Raw genomic sequence first — 13,946 nt, 5'->3', positions numbered from 1 at the left:
AGGGATATAAGATCAAGAAACACGTCTTGATCTGATTATCCCTTAAATCCCGGGCGTTTCTTCTACGCCTGGGCGTCCGCCAGGGCGCGCAGTTGCCGCGAGGCGACGGCGACCATGGACAGGTCGTTGACCTCGGTCGTCCACAGCTCGTTCAACAGCACCTCGGTCTGGTCGACGGCGGCCTGATTGCGCACGACCCAGGCGGCGATCGCCTTGTCCGTGTCCTTGCCGACCTTGCCGAGATGGTCGAGGGCGTTGGACGCCAGCGCCAGTTGGTGGGAGTAGACCTCCTCGACCAGGGCGGCGACGGCCAATTGCTGCCAGTGGTCCTCCGATTCCAGGTTGGAGGCGGCGGCGCGCAGACGGCCCAGGCGGAACCGGGTGCCCAGCGCGAAATAGACCTTGGCGACCTCGCGCACGTCCATCTTGCGCCGGTTGGCGAGGCCGACGATGTCCGGCGCCGAATACAGGTTCACCAGATGCGCGACCTTGTGCGCCAGTGCCGGCGGCACGCCATCGTCCAGATAGGGCTTGGCGCGGTTTTTCATGTCCTCGATGTAATGCTTGGGCACCACGGCCGAGATATGGTCGGCCAGGTCCGCCATGCCGGCGGCGAATTCGCCGGCATGGGCGCCGATGTCGAGCCCCTTCTTGCCGTTTCTGAGGAACCACAGGGTCACCCATTCCAGAAGCCGGTTGAGATCGGCCAGCATGGAGGTCTGGGCGCGGGTCGGCACCTTGTTGTCGAGGGCCTCGATCTCGGCCCAGATCAGGCGCGCGCGCAGAACCTCGCGGGCGATGGTATAGGCGCGGGCGATTTCCGCCGGCTGGCGGCCGGTCTTTTCCATGAACTCGGTGACGAAGGTATCGCCGACCCGGTTGACCATGGAGTTGGTGACCCGGGTGGCGATGATTTCGCGCTTCAGGCGGTGGGTCTTCATTTCCGGCAGGTATTTCTGGCGCAGGTCCGAGGGGAAATACTGCACGATCTCGTCGAGCAGGAAGGGGTCGTCCGGCAGGTCGCTTTTCAACAGCTCGTCATAGAGCCAGTTCTTGGCATAGGCGATCAGCACCGAGAGTTCGGGGCGGAACAGGCCCTTGTGCTGGGCCGCGCGCTCAGACAACTGTTCGTCGTCAGGCAGGAATTCGACGGCGCGCTCCAACAGCCCGCGCTTTTCCAACAGGCGCATGAGGCGGATCTGGTTGTCCAGGGTATGCGCCCCCTTGGCCTGGATCGAGGAGATCGCCTGGGTCTGGTTGTAGTTGTGCCGCAGGACCAGGCTTCCGACCTCGTCGGTCATCTTGGCCAGCAGCTTGTTGCGCTGGGGCTCGGTCAGCCCACCCTTGGCCATCACGGCGCCCAAGAGGATCTTGATGTTGACCTCGTGGTCCGAACAGTCGACGCCGGCCGAGTTATCGATGGAATCCGTGTTCAGCCGCCCCCCCTTCATGGCGTATTCGATGCGGCCCTTTTGCGTCGCCCCCAGGTTGGCGCCCTCGCCGACGACCTTGGCCTGAATCTCCTGGCCGTTGATGCGGATGGCGTCGTTGGCGCGGTCGCCCACGTCGGCGCTGGATTCCGTCTGCGCCTTGATGTAGGTGCCGATGCCGCCGAACCACAGCAGATCGACGGGGGCCCGCAACATCGCCTGGATCAGTTCGTTGGGCGACACCGCGTCCTTGGTCAGGCCGAAACAGGCGCGCGCCTCCGGCGAGAGTTTGATGGCCTTGGCGCTGCGCTCGTAAATGCCGCCGCCCTTGGAGATCGTCTTGACGTCGTAGTCGGACCAGCTCGAGCGCCCCAGGTTGAACAGGCGCACGCGCTCGGCGAAGCTCTTGGCCGGGTCCGGGTTGGGGTCGACGAAGATGTGCATGTGGTTGAACGCACCCTGCAATTTGATGTGCTTGGACAGCATCATGCCGTTGCCGAACACGTCGCCCGACATGTCGCCGACGCCGACCACGGTGAAGTCCTCGTTCTGGATGTCCGTGCCCATTTCGCGGAAATGACGCTTGACCGATTCCCAGGCCCCCTTGGCGGTGATGCCCATGCCCTTGTGGTCGTAGCCGACCGAACCGCCGGAGGCGAAGGCGTCGCCCAGCCAATGGCCGTAATCCATCGACACGCCGTTGGCGATGTCGGAAAACGTCGCCGTGCCCTTGTCCGCCGCGACCACCAGGTAGGGGTCGTCGTCGTCCCAACGGAACACGCTTTTCGGCGGCACCACGCGGGGGCCCTTCAGGTTGTCGGTAATGTCCAACAGCCCCCGGATCAGCGTCTTGTAGCATTCGATGCCTTCGGCCATGAAGGCGTCGCGCCCCCCTTCGGTGGGCGGGCGCTTGACCACGAAGCCGCCCTTGGAGCCGACCGGCACGATGACCGCGTTCTTGACCTGCTGCGCCTTGACCAATCCCAGGATTTCCGTGCGGAAGTCCTCGGGCCGGTCGGACCAGCGCAGCCCACCCCGGGCGACGAAGCCGAACCGCAGGTGCACGCCCTCGACGCGCGGGCTGTAGACGAAAATTTCGCGCAGCGGCCGGGGCTTGGGCAGGTCGTCGATCAGCCGCGAATTGAACTTGAACGAGACATAAGCCTTGTGGCCGCCGTCGGCGGCGGGCTGGAAGAAATTGGTGCGCAGCGTCGCGTCGACCAGATTGATGAAGCGGGTCAGGATGCGGTCCTCGTCGGCGCTTGTCACGGCCTCGAGCGCGTCGCGCATCTTGGCGTGCAGGGCCGCGGCCTTCTTGTCCCGTTCCGCCGCCGTCTGTTTCGATATCGCCATGCGGACCATGAACAGCTGCACGATCATGTTGGCCAGGCCCAGGTGCTTGGCCATCGTCTGTTCCATGTAGGCCTGGGAATAGGGGATGCCCATCTGGCGCAGGCAGCGGCAGTAGGCGCGCAGGATCAGAACCTCGCGCCAGCCCAGGCCGCCGCGCGCAACCAGGGCGTTGAAGCCGTCGCTTTCGATCTCGCCGCGCCACACCCGGCCAAAGGCGTCTTCGAACTTTTCCTTGATGGCGGGGATGTCGACGTCGCCGCCGTCGCGGGTTTCCAGACCGAAGTCGTGGATCATCAGCATCTTGACGCCGCCGCCGTTGCCATCGTCGCAGGACACGTCGTGGGGGTTCTCGTCGATCACCCGGAAGCCCATGTGTTCGAACACGGGCAGGGCGTCCGACAGGGGCACGGCGGAATCGGGATGATAGACCTTGAAGCGCACCTGGTTGCCGGGCGCCCCTTCGGGCCGATAGAGGTGCAGGCCGATACGGTCGGCGGTCAGGGATTCCTCGATCACCTCGATGTCGTTGACCGCGTCCTCGGCCGAGTACTGGGCGGTGTAGCCGGGGCCGAAGGCGTTCTGGAAGCGGCGGGTCAGGCGCAGGCCTTCCTTCTCCCCATAGGCCTTGGCCAATGCCTCGGCGAGATCGTCGGCCCAGGTCCGGGCGGCGCGGGTCAGCTTGCTTTCCAGACCCTTGGCGTAATAGGCCGGAAGCTTGCCCGGCTCCGTCGCGATGATCAGATAGACCCGCGCCAAGGGCGCGTCGCCCAGGGCGGTCGAGAAGTTGGAGACCCGGCCATTGAGCGCCTCGCACAGGATGTCCTGCATGCGTTCGCGCATGTTCATGGTGTAGCGGTCGCGCGGCACGTAGATCATGCAGGACACGAAGCGCCCGAAATTGTCCTGGCGCATGAACAGGGCGACGCGCTGGCGGTCCTGCAAGTGCAGGATGCCCATGGCGGTGTCCAGCAATTGTTCCTCGGAAATCTGGAACAGCTCGTCGCGCGGATAGGTTTCCAGGATGTTGGTCATCGCCTTGCCGTCGTGGCTGCCGGGCTGCAGGCCGGCGCGGTCGAGCACCTGTTGCAGGCGGCGGCGCAGCAGCGGGATATCACGCGGGCTGCGGTTGTAGGCGGCGGAGGTGAACAGGCCGACGAAGATGCGCAGCCCCGTGACCTTGCCCGTCTTGTCGAAGCTTTTGATGCCGATGGCGTCCATGTGCACGGGCCGGTGCACGGTGGAGCGCTGGTTCGACTTGGTGACCACGATCAACCCGGGGTCGGAGATGAAGGCGCGCACTTCGGGCGGAATTTTGGACATGTCCGCCGCATAGGTCAGCACCGACATGTCGAAGTCGCGCAGGATGCCGAGCGCCGATTTCTTGTCGATGGTGACCGAGGTCTTGGGGCCAGAGCCGGAAATCTTGTAGTCGCGGGAACCCAGGAAGGTGAAGTTGTTGTCGTGGATCCAGCGCAGGAACTCGCGCACCTCGTTGGCTTCCTCCTGCGGCGCCGGGCCCGAGGTATGGCGGAAGTCGTCGATGATCCGCGCCATGCGTTCGCGCATGGGCCGCCAGTCCTGAACCGCCAGGCGCACGTCCTCGAGAACCTTGAGCACACCCTTTTCGATCTCACGCTGGCCGTCGGGCGTTTCCTCGTCGACCTCGATATGCATCCAGGATTCCAGGCGCGCGCCGTCCTCGGGCTCGCCGGGATCGAGCACGCGTTGCAGGCGGCCCTGGGTGTCGCGCTTGATCTTGAGGATCGGGTGCACCACCAGATGCACGGTCAGACCCCGCCGGTTCATTTCCGACGACACGGAATCGACCAGGAAGGGCATGTCCTCGGTGACGATCTCAACGACGGTGCGGTTGGCGGTCCAGCCGTCCTTCTTGGCGTCGGGCTTATAGGCGCGCACCGAAGGCTTGCCCGGCTTGTGCAGGGCGGCGGTCTTCCAATGGCTTTTGGCGATGCCGGCCAGGGTCGCCGCGTCGCGGGCGTGAATATCCATGGGCGGCATATGCGCGAAATACTGGTCGGCGTAATGGACCAGGGCCGTCGCCTTGGCGCCCTTGGCGCCCGCCCGCATCAGCTTCGACACCTGCTTCAGCAACGCGTCGGTCTTCAAATCCCGTTTGACTGGCATAGACCCCTCCCAGAAAGCACGGCCCCTCGGTTTTTATCAGGGGCGGCGCGGCGACCCGCCGTGGTGGCCGACCCGCCCGCGGCCACAATTCCGCCGGGCCCGTCGGGTCAACGGATAACAGCCTATAAACAAAGGCTTGTTATGAAAAGCTAAAGTTTGATGGCCGGTTTAGCGGACACCCGCCGTCGCTTGGCCTTTTCGGGTGGGCGAAAATCGCCCATAAGATCGCCAAGGCCGACGGACCGAGAGGGGGGCCAATGATCGCCGCAACGCAAACCAGGGCCCTATGGGCGACGCTTGCCGTGCTGGCCGCCGTAAAGGCGGGCCTCCTCGCCGTCCTGGGCCCGGTCTTCCTGCCCGACAGCGGCGACTACGTGTTGTTCGCCAACGCCATCCTGGACGGGGGCGGCTGGACCCGGTCGCTTGACCTGCATGCCGAGCTGTTTCCCCTGACGGCATTTCGGGTCATCGGTTATCCGGCCTTGATCGCCCTGTTCAAGGTGCTGTTCGGCGGCGCCTGGGATTGGCTGCTGATCGCCCTGCAGATGGTCCTGTCGCTCGGCGCGACGGCCATGATCTGGCGCCTGACACTGCGCCTGACGGGGCGAATATGGCCCGCCGCCGTGGCGGCGGCGGCCCAGGGCCTGGGCCTCGCCTTCGTGCTCGACCAATGCGTTCTCACCGACAGCCTGCACGCCGCCCTGCTGACCCTGCTGGCGGCGCATATGGCGCTCGGCCTGCTCGACAAGCGGGCGCCAGGTATGGTTGAGGCCTTGGGCCTCGGTCTGATTCTGCTTGCCGCCTTCCTGCTGCGTGAGGCGGGGGCGGTCATGCATCTGGCGCTTTGGCCGCTGATCCTGGCCTGGTGCCTGAAGACGGGTAGCGGCCTGCGCCGCGCGGGCATCGTGCTCGTCGTTTTCCTGTTGCCGCTAGCACTCGGCATCCAGGCCTACAAGTCATGGAACCAGATGCGCAGTGGGGAGCGATTCATCACCACGGTCGCCCAGACGGCCATGTACCATCCGGCACTCGACCTGGCCCGGCGCGGCCTGCCGGTGTTCGCCGAAGACCCCTTGCTGGCCGATGCCCATGGCCTGTTGCCGCTCCACCCGATCCCCGGGGTTACCTTCACGGCGATCAACCGGCACCTGAAGGCGGCGCACGGCATGAGCGCCCTGGCCGTCGCCCGCCATGCCGAAACCTTGTTCTACGACCATTGGCGGCGCCACCCCCTGGACCGCGCTTCCATCTACCTGGGACGCATGGATCCCCGTTACGCCTATCTCGCGTTCATGCCGCTGAGCGGCCCGGAGCGGCTCAGCCTATGGGCAGGCGGGACCACCCCCTTTCCCGGGCCGGGTGAAATCCGGCGTAACCTGCTTGAGCACGGTCGCATCGATCAGGCCTTGCTGCTTGCCACCAGAACCCTGGCGCGCCTGATTTCCACCGTGTTGACGGCGGCCTTCCTGATCGGCGTGCCGGTCGTGGTGATCCGCTCCCTTGCCCGCGGCGCCTGGCGGCCGTCGGCCCTGGACGCACGCCCGCTGGCGCTCGGCGCCCTCTGGCTGTTCGCGCTGGCCTGGCCCGCGGTCTATGCCCTGGTCTATCTCGAAGATCGCTATCTCGCCACGGCGACGCCCTTCGTCACGGTGATCGGTCTGGCCCTTATCACGCCCTGGGTCGAGCGCGCCGCAACATGGCTGCGCACACGTATTGCCGCGCGTGCGGAGTGAAAGCCCCGGAGGGGCCGATCAACATGGAGGAATGGGGAGAGAAATTGGAGCGGGCGATGAGATTCGAACTCACGACTTCAACCTTGGCAAGGTTGCGCTCTACCCCTGAGCTACGCCCGCGTCGCTGTAAGCGAGGGAGGGATATATACGGGAAGGCGGGGCGAATGCAAGGCCCTAAAATAAACTAATGTCCATTCGGGCCGCCCCTCGGCACCCCCCGGCGGCGGCGGCCCGGCGCGGGAAACCGCATCCGGCCGCCTAATCCACCCGCAAGCCTTGCAGCGGGCGGGACAAACAGCCATCTTTGGGGCAGATCGCGGCCCCGGCAGGCGGGCGGGCACCTTTAACGGAAACACGACGGAACACTGGCATGGCTTTCATTCTCAATCCCGACGGCACGACCACCCCGAAACCCGACGGCCAGGCCCCCGACGGCGGCGCCACGCCGCCCGCGGGCGCCGACGGCGCCCTGATCAAGGATTCGGACATCCGCACCTTCATGCAGGATGTGATCGAAGCCTCCAAAGACGTCCCCGTCCTGGTCGATTTCTGGGCCTCCTGGTGCGGACCCTGCAAGCAATTGACCCCCGTGCTGGAGAAACTGGTCCTGCAAGCCGGCGGCCTGGTCAAGCTGGTCAAGGTCAACGCCGACGAAAACCAGGACCTGTGCCAGCAACTGCGCGTGCAGTCCCTGCCCACGGTCTATGCCTTCAAGGGCGGCCAGCCCGTCGACGCCTTCATGGGGGCGCTGCCGGAAAGCCAGGTCAAGGCCTTCATCGAAAAGCTGACGGACGGCGCCAAGGCGCCGCTCGATCTGGCGCTGGAACAGGGCCAGGCGGCGCTGGCCGCCGGCGAAAACGACCTGGCGCTTGAGATCTTCAAGGAAATTCAGGCCCAGGATCCGGCCAACGAGGCCGCCCTGTCCGGCATTCTGCGCGCCCAGGTCGCCCTCGGCATGCTGACCGAGGCCGAGGAAATCCTGACCTCCCTGCCCGCCAATCTGCGCGTGAAGGCCGATATCGAGGCCGCCGCCTCGGCCCTGGAACTGGCCAAGGAGATCGGCCAGACCGGCGACCCGGCGGAGCTGCGCGCCCGCCTTGACGCCAATCCGAAGGACCATCAGGCGCGCTTCGACCTGGCGCTGGCGCTGTTCGCGCGCAACGACGCCGAAGGCGCCATCGACGAATTGCTGGAACTGGTGCGCCGCGACCGGGCGTGGAACGACGAGGCCGCGCGCAAGCAGCTGGTGAAGATCTTCGACACCCTGGGCGGGGCCCATGAACTGACGGTTTCAGGCCGCCGGCGCCTGTCGTCGGTTCTGTTTTCCTAACAACCCCGGAGATCGGGAATCGTCATGGCCTACGGCGCGCATTATCCGGACACGGACAAACTGCCGGACGTGCTGCCCATCTTCCCGCTGCCGGGGGCCCTGTTGCTGCCGGGCGGGCAGTTGCCGTTGAACATTTTCGAGCCGCGTTATCTGAACATGATCCTGGACGCCATGGCGGCCGGCCGCGTGATCGGCATGATCCAGCCGATCCCGGTTCAGGGCGAAGCCCCCCGCGACCCGGACCTGCGCGATGACGCCGCGATCTATCCCGTCGGCTGCCTGGGGCGCATCGTCAGCTTTTCCGAAACCGGCGACGGGCGGTTTCGGATCACCCTGTTGGGCCAAACCCGATTCCGCGTGGCCGAGGAACTGACGCCCCGCAACGGCTACCGCCGGGTGCGCCCGGACTTCGGCGACTTCACGGGCGATCTGGACGCGGACGCCGCCATCGCCTATGACCGGGACCGCCTGATCACGGCGGCGGCCGGGTTTTTCGACGCCCGCGGGCTCGATGCCGACTGGTCGTCCATCGAGGACGCGCCCGACACCCTGCTGGTGACGTCGCTGGCCATGGTCTGTCCGTTCGACCTGCGCGAAAAACAGGCGCTTTTGGAATGTGACGGCCTGACGGCGCGGGCGGCGCTGTTGATCGATTTGCTTGAGATGTCGGCCCGGGGCATGACGCCCGACCCGGGCGCCGCGTCCCACTGACGGAACGCCCGCCCGGGGGGAAAGCACCGGGACAACCCAAGGAGACGGCATTGATGAACAACGCCCAAGTGGATCCGAAACTGCTGGAGATTCTGGTCTGTCCCGTGACCAAGGGGCCGCTGGATTACGACCCGGCCAAGGGCGAATTGATCAGCCGCCAGGCGGGCCTGGCCTATCCCATCCGCGACGGCATCCCCATCATGCTGCCGGACGAGGCGCGTCAGATCAAAGCCGACGGCGGGAGCGCCCAACCATGACGACCGGAAAGACGTTTCAATCGCAGACCGCGACCGGCAACCACGGCAGCCGCCACACGCCCGTCGAACTGCGCGTCAAGAAGGACGACAAGGTCCTGGAGGTCGATTTCGATAACGGAACGAGTTTCCGAATCCCGGCGGAACTGCTGCGCGTGGAAAGCCCCTCGGCCGAGGTCCAGGGCCACGGCCCCGGGCAGAAGACCGTGATCGCCGGCCGCCGCCATGTGAACATCATCGGCGTCGAGCCCGTGGGCAATTACGCCGTGCGCCTGAAATTCGACGACCTGCACGACACCGGCATCTTTTCGTGGGAGTTCCTCTACGACATGGGCATGCGGCAGGATGAACTGTGGGCCCGCTATCTCGAGGCCCTCGAGGCCAAGGGCCTGAAGCGCGACCCCTGAGCCGCCGCCGGGCGGGTCACGCCTGGAACAAGTGGCGCAGATAATCCCGGTACAACAGGATCTGACGGGCCAGGACCGATGTGTCGCCGACCGCCTTCGACAGGATGATGCCGCCGTCGGCGACCACCGACAGCATGTCGGCCACGTCGTCCAGGTTAACGTCGGCGCGGGGCGGATAACGCGCGGCGATCCGGTCGAGCCGGGCGCGGAACCGCTTGCGCCAGCCGAGGATCGCCCGGGTGTTGAGGTCACGGACCTCGCGGTCGAACAGGCGGTCCTGATAGCAATAGGCCGCGATCAGGCAGCCGGGGTGCCCGCCGGGCAGGTCCGCCAACAGTTCCGACAGCATCTTGAGGCCGACCAGGAAGCCGTGAAGAGGGTCCTCGTTCAACTCGTCCGCGCGGCGGAACAGGTCATCGAACAGGGCGTCCTCCCGCGCGATGTAGCGTTCAAGCAACGCCTTGGCCAAGGCCCCCTTGTCCTTGAAATGATAGAAGAAGCCGCTTTTGGTGATGCCGACGGCGGCGATCAGCTCGTCGATCGACGTGCCGGCGAAGCCCTTCGCCAGAACCGCCGTTTCCGCGGCGTCGAGAATCTGATTCCGGGTCGCGGCGCCTTTGCGTGATGCGGGCGCGTTCATGCCTGAAACCATCCGCCGTGCCCTCCGAAGCTGCACCGTAGGTACAGTTTTTTCGCGAGGATTGCCAAGGCCTTCTCGCGGCCCCTCGAAAGCCTCTCTCAACCGATTGATATTAAATCAAAAAAGAAAATGCCCCGGCAGGACCACGGGTCGCCTGTCGCGGGCCGGGTCCAGCCGCTATCCATGCCGCCCTTCTTTAATCCGACCGCCCATCATTGAAAAGGAGACAAACCATGGCGACATACCGCACCCGACTGCCGCAACTGGACGGCGGACTTTTTCTCACCGACGGCGGAATGGAGACCTATCTCTGTTTTCAGCGGGGCATCGGCCTGCCGGAATTCGCATCGTTCCCCTTGCTCGACGACGCCACGGGTCGGGCCGAGATCACGGCCTATATGACGCCCTACATCCTGGCCGCGCTGGCCCAGGGGGCGGGCTTCGTCCTGGAGACCCCGACCTGGCGGGCCAATGCGGACTGGGGCGCCAAACTGGGCTACGGCCCCGCCGACCTGGCGCGCATCAACGTCGAGGCCGTGGCCCTGATGGCCGACATCCGCACGCGTCATGAAACCCCGCAAAACCCCATGGTCATCAGCGGCAACATCGGCCCGCGCGGCGACGGCTACAACCCGGCGGACCTGCTGACCCCCGATGCGGCCGAGGCCTATCACATGGCGCAGGTCGCGGTCTTTGCCGAAACCGATGCCGACCTGGTGACGGCCATGACCATCACCCATGTGGGCGAGGCCGTCGGCATCGCCCGCGCCGCCGCGAAGGCCGCCATGCCCGTGGTCATTGCCTTCACCACGGAAACCGACGGCCGCCTGCCCGAGGGGCGGCCCCTGGCCGACGCCATCGCGGCCGTCGATGACGCGACCGGCGGCGCCGTCGCCTATTACATGATCAACTGCGCCCATCCGACCCATTTCGAGGACGCCCTGGACGCGGGCGCGGACTGGGCCCGGCGGATCAGGGGCCTGCGCGCCAACGCCTCGACCAAAAGCCATGCGGAGCTTGACAACGCGGTGGACCTGGACGAAGGCAACCCCCAGGAACTGGGCGGCCAATACCGCGCCCTGCGGGCCGCGTTTCCGCATTTCACGGTGCTGGGCGGCTGCTGCGGCACGGACCATCGCCACGTCGCCTGCATCGGTCACGCCTGCCGCGACGCCGCCTGAGCGAGCGGGGGACAATCAGTCGGCGGGGGCCGTCTGGGCCGGCAGCCGGTCGCCGGCGGCGGCCAGCAGTTCGCCGACGACCCCGCCCTTGAGGTCGATGCCGACGCCGCATTTGCAGCCCTTGCAGCCGACGCAGGCGTCGAGGCCCAGATCGATCGCCGCATCCAGCGCCGCCCGGCGGCCGTCCTCGGTCACGCAGGGGTCAAGGCGCAGGCGTTGCAGCTTCAGCAGGGAAAAGGGATTGCCCCAACGGTATCCCGCCGCCGGGTCGGGCGCGGCCGCATCGTCGGCGCCGTCCGCGAAATTGCGGGCATGCATGGGACAGCCGTCCAGGCAGGCATAGCATTCGATGCAGGCGGTCAGGTCATGGTAGGCCTCGGGCGCCTCGGCGTTGATATCCGGGTCGCGGTGATCCGCCGCCGCGCGGCCCTGCAACTGGCGGGCGATGCCGTCGCGGCGCACCACCAGGTCGGCCAGCACGGGCAGGGTCGCCATGGGCTCGATGCGGTCGCCGTCGCGCACGCGCGCACGGCAGGCGATGCGCGGGCGGCCGTTGACGTCGACCGTGCAGACCCCGCAATTGCGTGCCCGGCAGCCGTAGCGGAAGGCGAGATCCGGCATTACCGTCGCCTGGGCCTGTAGCAAAACATCCAGGATCATCGGCCGCTCGCCTTCCTGGCGCGGGCGGTAGTCATAGGCGACGACCTTACGGACGCCGTTGCGGGTGGTGACGATATCAATCTTCATGGGCTGGGCTTTCTAGTCGGCGGCGTCGGCGACGGCGGCGCGGGGTCCGCCGGGTGAGACAGCGGGTGCGGCGTCCGCCGGGCCCAGGATGGCCCGATAGCGGCGGTCGAGAATGGGGTCGAGCAGGCCCGGCGGCAGCAGGCAGAGCGCCTTGGCCTGGGCCTTGCGCCAGGCATCCTTCAGCCGCATGACGAGAAGACGCCCCGCCGGCGTGCGCGGCCGGTGGGCGCGGACCGCATGAAAGCGCAACACGCCGCCGTTCCCGGCCCGGCCCCGCACCACGGTCGAATAGGGCTGGGCCAGGATCGACACCTGGGGCCGGTCCAGGCGCACGTGGCCGCCGACGCTGGCGTCCCGTTCGCGGGCGGCCGCCGTCACCGCGCGGGCGACGTCGAGCAGGTTGCGCAATTCCGCCCATTCGATGAAGGCCTGGTTCCACAGGCCGTAATCAGGGATCGCCGCGCGCCCGGCGCGGGCGGCCAGGTCGTCGATCACGGCGTCCATGCGGTCCAGGCTGTCGGCCGTGCGCGCCGGGCCGATGCAGTCCCAGGCCGCGCGCTGCAATTCGAGCTTGAGATGCGCCGGCGCCTGGTCGCCGCCGTACCCGAACCGGGCCACGGCGGCGGCGATCAACGGGCGGAAGGCCTCATCGCCGGCGGGGCGGGGGCCAGTCCGCGCATGACCCGCCGCCGCGCGCCCGGCGCGCAGGCCGAACACGGCGTTTTCCGTCAAGGCGGTGGAGCCCAGGCGGTTGGCGCCGAACACGCCGCCCATGGCCTGACCGGCGGCGAACAGCCCGGCCAACCCGGCGGCGGCGGTGCCGTCGCCGGGGCCGCCGGCGGACGCCCCCGTGGCGTCGACGCGGATGCCGCCCATGGTGTAATGGGCGGCGGGGCGCACTTCCCAGGGTTCCTCGCAGCGCACCGCCGGCTTGCTGAGGGCCTGACGGGCCGTGCGGTAGGCCGAGGGCATGGAGGTTTCCAGATAGCGCATGAAGCCCTTGCCCGAACGGGGCAGGCGGGCGTTCGCCGTGAGGTCCAGATAAGCCCCGCCGCCGTCCGTGCCGCGGCCGTCGGCGACGGCGCGCATGATGGCGGCGGAACATTCCGCGCGGGTGCGCAGATAGACGCCGTCCAGGATGACCGTGCCGTGGCGGTCGCGCAGCACGCCCAGGAAACTCGCCGTCGACGGCTCGCCCACCAGCAATCCTTCGTAGGACGCGGGTGCGGTCAGGCAGAACGGCAGGAACTGCACTTGTTCCATATCGACCAGATCCGCGCCGGCGCGGGCGGCGGCGGCGTAACCGTCGCCCGTGTTGCCGCGCATGGTGTCGGTCTTGGGAAAATAGAGCGTGTTGAGCCCGCCGGACGCCATCACCACGGCGGGGGCGCGCACGGCGACCAGGGTGCCCGCCGCGGCATGATAGACCAGACCGCCCACGACACGGCCGGCGGCGCCGTCTTCGGCCCCCGCGACGGCGAGGTCGAGGAACCAGGCGTCTTCCAGATAATCGATCCGCGCGCTGTCGATCACCGCGTCCCAGGCCGCGTGGCTGAAGGCGACGCCGGCGTTCTTATGCCCGACGGAACGCGCCACCGTATGCCCGCCCTTGGCCAGGGGCCGGGCAAAGGGACCCTGGCGCGTCGGGTTGATCTTGGGCCGCAGGCCGTGGGTCCGGTACCAGTCATAGGCGGGACGGCTATCCCTGGCATAGGCGTCGGTCAGGGCCGGCAGCGGCAGGTCCGCGCCCGATACGCGCAGGTTGTCGGACAATGCGCGCTCCGTATCCGCGTCGCTGACCGACCCGCGCACGGTCGCGTTGCCTTCGGAAATTTTGGTGTCGGAACAGGCGATGGGGTCCTTGGACACGACCAGCACACGGGCACCCTCGGCCGCCGCCGCGTCCGCCGCGGCACTGCCGGCGCCGCCCGAGCCGACCACGACCACGTCGTAGTCGCGCCATTCAACATCGATCGTCACGGGCTTTGCCTCCCAGCCGTCCGTCGCCCCCCGGA

The 13,946-nt window shown here is 67.1% G+C and carries 10 protein-coding genes and 1 tRNA gene; 6 read left to right on the top strand and 5 right to left on the bottom strand.

Annotated features, from left to right (window positions below; genetic code table 11):
- Positions 1-62: 62 nt before the first annotated feature.
- The gene (locus tag RJ527_07670; GenBank protein ID WND77609.1) at positions 63-4,928 is read right to left on the bottom strand and encodes an NAD-glutamate dehydrogenase; all 4,866 of its coding nucleotides are present in this window, start codon (positions 4,926-4,928) and stop codon (positions 63-65) included.
- A 257-nt stretch (positions 4,929-5,185) separates the two neighbouring features.
- On the opposite strand from RJ527_07670, the gene RJ527_07665 reads away from it, so the two are divergent.
- A complete protein-coding gene (locus RJ527_07665; protein ID WND77608.1) occupies positions 5,186-6,661 on the top strand; it encodes a hypothetical protein in 1,476 nt (491 codons plus the stop codon).
- Between the two features lie 45 nt (positions 6,662-6,706).
- Here RJ527_07665 and RJ527_07660 read toward each other — a convergent pair.
- Positions 6,707-6,781: transfer RNA gene (locus RJ527_07660), tRNA-Gly, on the bottom strand.
- 250 nt (positions 6,782-7,031) lie between these two features.
- Between RJ527_07660 and trxA the strand changes: the two genes are divergently transcribed.
- Genes trxA through RJ527_07640 form a run of 4 tightly spaced genes read left to right on the top strand, consistent with a single transcriptional unit; the run spans position 7,032 to position 9,363 of the window.
- Complete coding sequence (gene trxA / locus RJ527_07655) at positions 7,032-7,991, top strand: thioredoxin (GenBank protein WND77607.1); 960 nt, start codon at positions 7,032-7,034, stop codon at positions 7,989-7,991.
- Between the two features lie 24 nt (positions 7,992-8,015).
- Positions 8,016-8,702 (top strand): LON peptidase substrate-binding domain-containing protein, encoded by a 687-nt coding sequence (locus tag RJ527_07650; GenBank protein WND77606.1) that lies wholly within the window; start codon positions 8,016-8,018, stop codon positions 8,700-8,702.
- Positions 8,703-8,755: 53 nt separating this feature from the next.
- Entirely contained in the window at positions 8,756-8,959 is a 204-nt protein-coding gene (locus tag RJ527_07645) for a Trm112 family protein (protein WND77605.1), read from the top strand.
- Positions 8,956-9,363, top strand: coding sequence for a DUF971 domain-containing protein (locus tag RJ527_07640; protein WND77604.1), 408 nt, complete (start codon positions 8,956-8,958; stop codon positions 9,361-9,363). Before RJ527_07645 ends, RJ527_07640 begins: the two co-directional genes overlap by 4 nt.
- Positions 9,364-9,379: 16 nt before the next feature.
- Here RJ527_07640 and RJ527_07635 read toward each other — a convergent pair whose 3' ends face one another.
- A complete protein-coding gene (locus tag RJ527_07635; GenBank protein WND77603.1) occupies positions 9,380-10,003 on the bottom strand; it encodes a TetR/AcrR family transcriptional regulator in 624 nt (207 codons plus the stop codon).
- 233 nt (positions 10,004-10,236) lie between these two features.
- Here RJ527_07635 and RJ527_07630 point away from each other — a divergent pair, with 233 nt between their 5' ends.
- Positions 10,237-11,184, top strand: a complete 948-nt coding sequence (locus RJ527_07630) for a homocysteine S-methyltransferase family protein (GenBank protein ID WND77602.1) — start codon at positions 10,237-10,239, stop codon at positions 11,182-11,184.
- A 15-nt stretch (positions 11,185-11,199) separates the two neighbouring features.
- Here the strand turns inward: RJ527_07630 and RJ527_07625 are convergent, their stop codons facing one another.
- Both RJ527_07625 and RJ527_07620 read right to left on the bottom strand, forming a co-directional pair.
- Positions 11,200-11,931 carry a 2Fe-2S iron-sulfur cluster-binding protein gene (locus tag RJ527_07625; protein WND77601.1) on the bottom strand — a complete coding sequence of 244 codons (732 nt, stop codon included), beginning with the start codon at positions 11,929-11,931 and terminating at the stop codon, positions 11,200-11,202.
- Between the two features lie 12 nt (positions 11,932-11,943).
- Entirely contained in the window at positions 11,944-13,911 is a 1,968-nt protein-coding gene (locus RJ527_07620; protein WND77600.1) for an FAD-binding protein, read from the bottom strand.
- Positions 13,912-13,946 lie beyond the last annotated feature (35 nt).

This window comes from Thalassospiraceae bacterium LMO-SO8, assembly GCA_031655335.1.
Lineage (GTDB): Bacteria > Pseudomonadota > Alphaproteobacteria > Rhodospirillales > Casp-alpha2 > UBA1479.
This window is presented reverse-complemented; position numbering and strand designations above follow the sequence as displayed.

Excerpts from the sequence above, each read along its gene's own strand:
- RJ527_07650 (WND77606.1), top strand. The coding sequence starts at position 8,016 with ATGGCCTACGGCGCGCATTATCCGGACACGGACAAACTGCCGGACGTG.
- trxA (WND77607.1), top strand. The coding sequence starts at position 7,032 with ATGGCTTTCATTCTCAATCCCGACGGCACGACCACCCCGAAACCCGAC.
- RJ527_07670 (WND77609.1), bottom strand. The coding sequence starts at position 4,928 with ATGCCAGTCAAACGGGATTTGAAGACCGACGCGTTGCTGAAGCAGGTG.
- RJ527_07630 (WND77602.1), top strand. The coding sequence starts at position 10,237 with ATGGCGACATACCGCACCCGACTGCCGCAACTGGACGGCGGACTTTTT.
- RJ527_07625 (WND77601.1), bottom strand. The coding sequence starts at position 11,931 with ATGAAGATTGATATCGTCACCACCCGCAACGGCGTCCGTAAGGTCGTC.
- RJ527_07665 (WND77608.1), top strand. The coding sequence starts at position 5,186 with ATGATCGCCGCAACGCAAACCAGGGCCCTATGGGCGACGCTTGCCGTG.
- RJ527_07645 (WND77605.1), top strand. The coding sequence starts at position 8,756 with ATGAACAACGCCCAAGTGGATCCGAAACTGCTGGAGATTCTGGTCTGT.
- RJ527_07635 (WND77603.1), bottom strand. The coding sequence starts at position 10,003 with ATGAACGCGCCCGCATCACGCAAAGGCGCCGCGACCCGGAATCAGATT.
- RJ527_07640 (WND77604.1), top strand. The coding sequence starts at position 8,956 with ATGACGACCGGAAAGACGTTTCAATCGCAGACCGCGACCGGCAACCAC.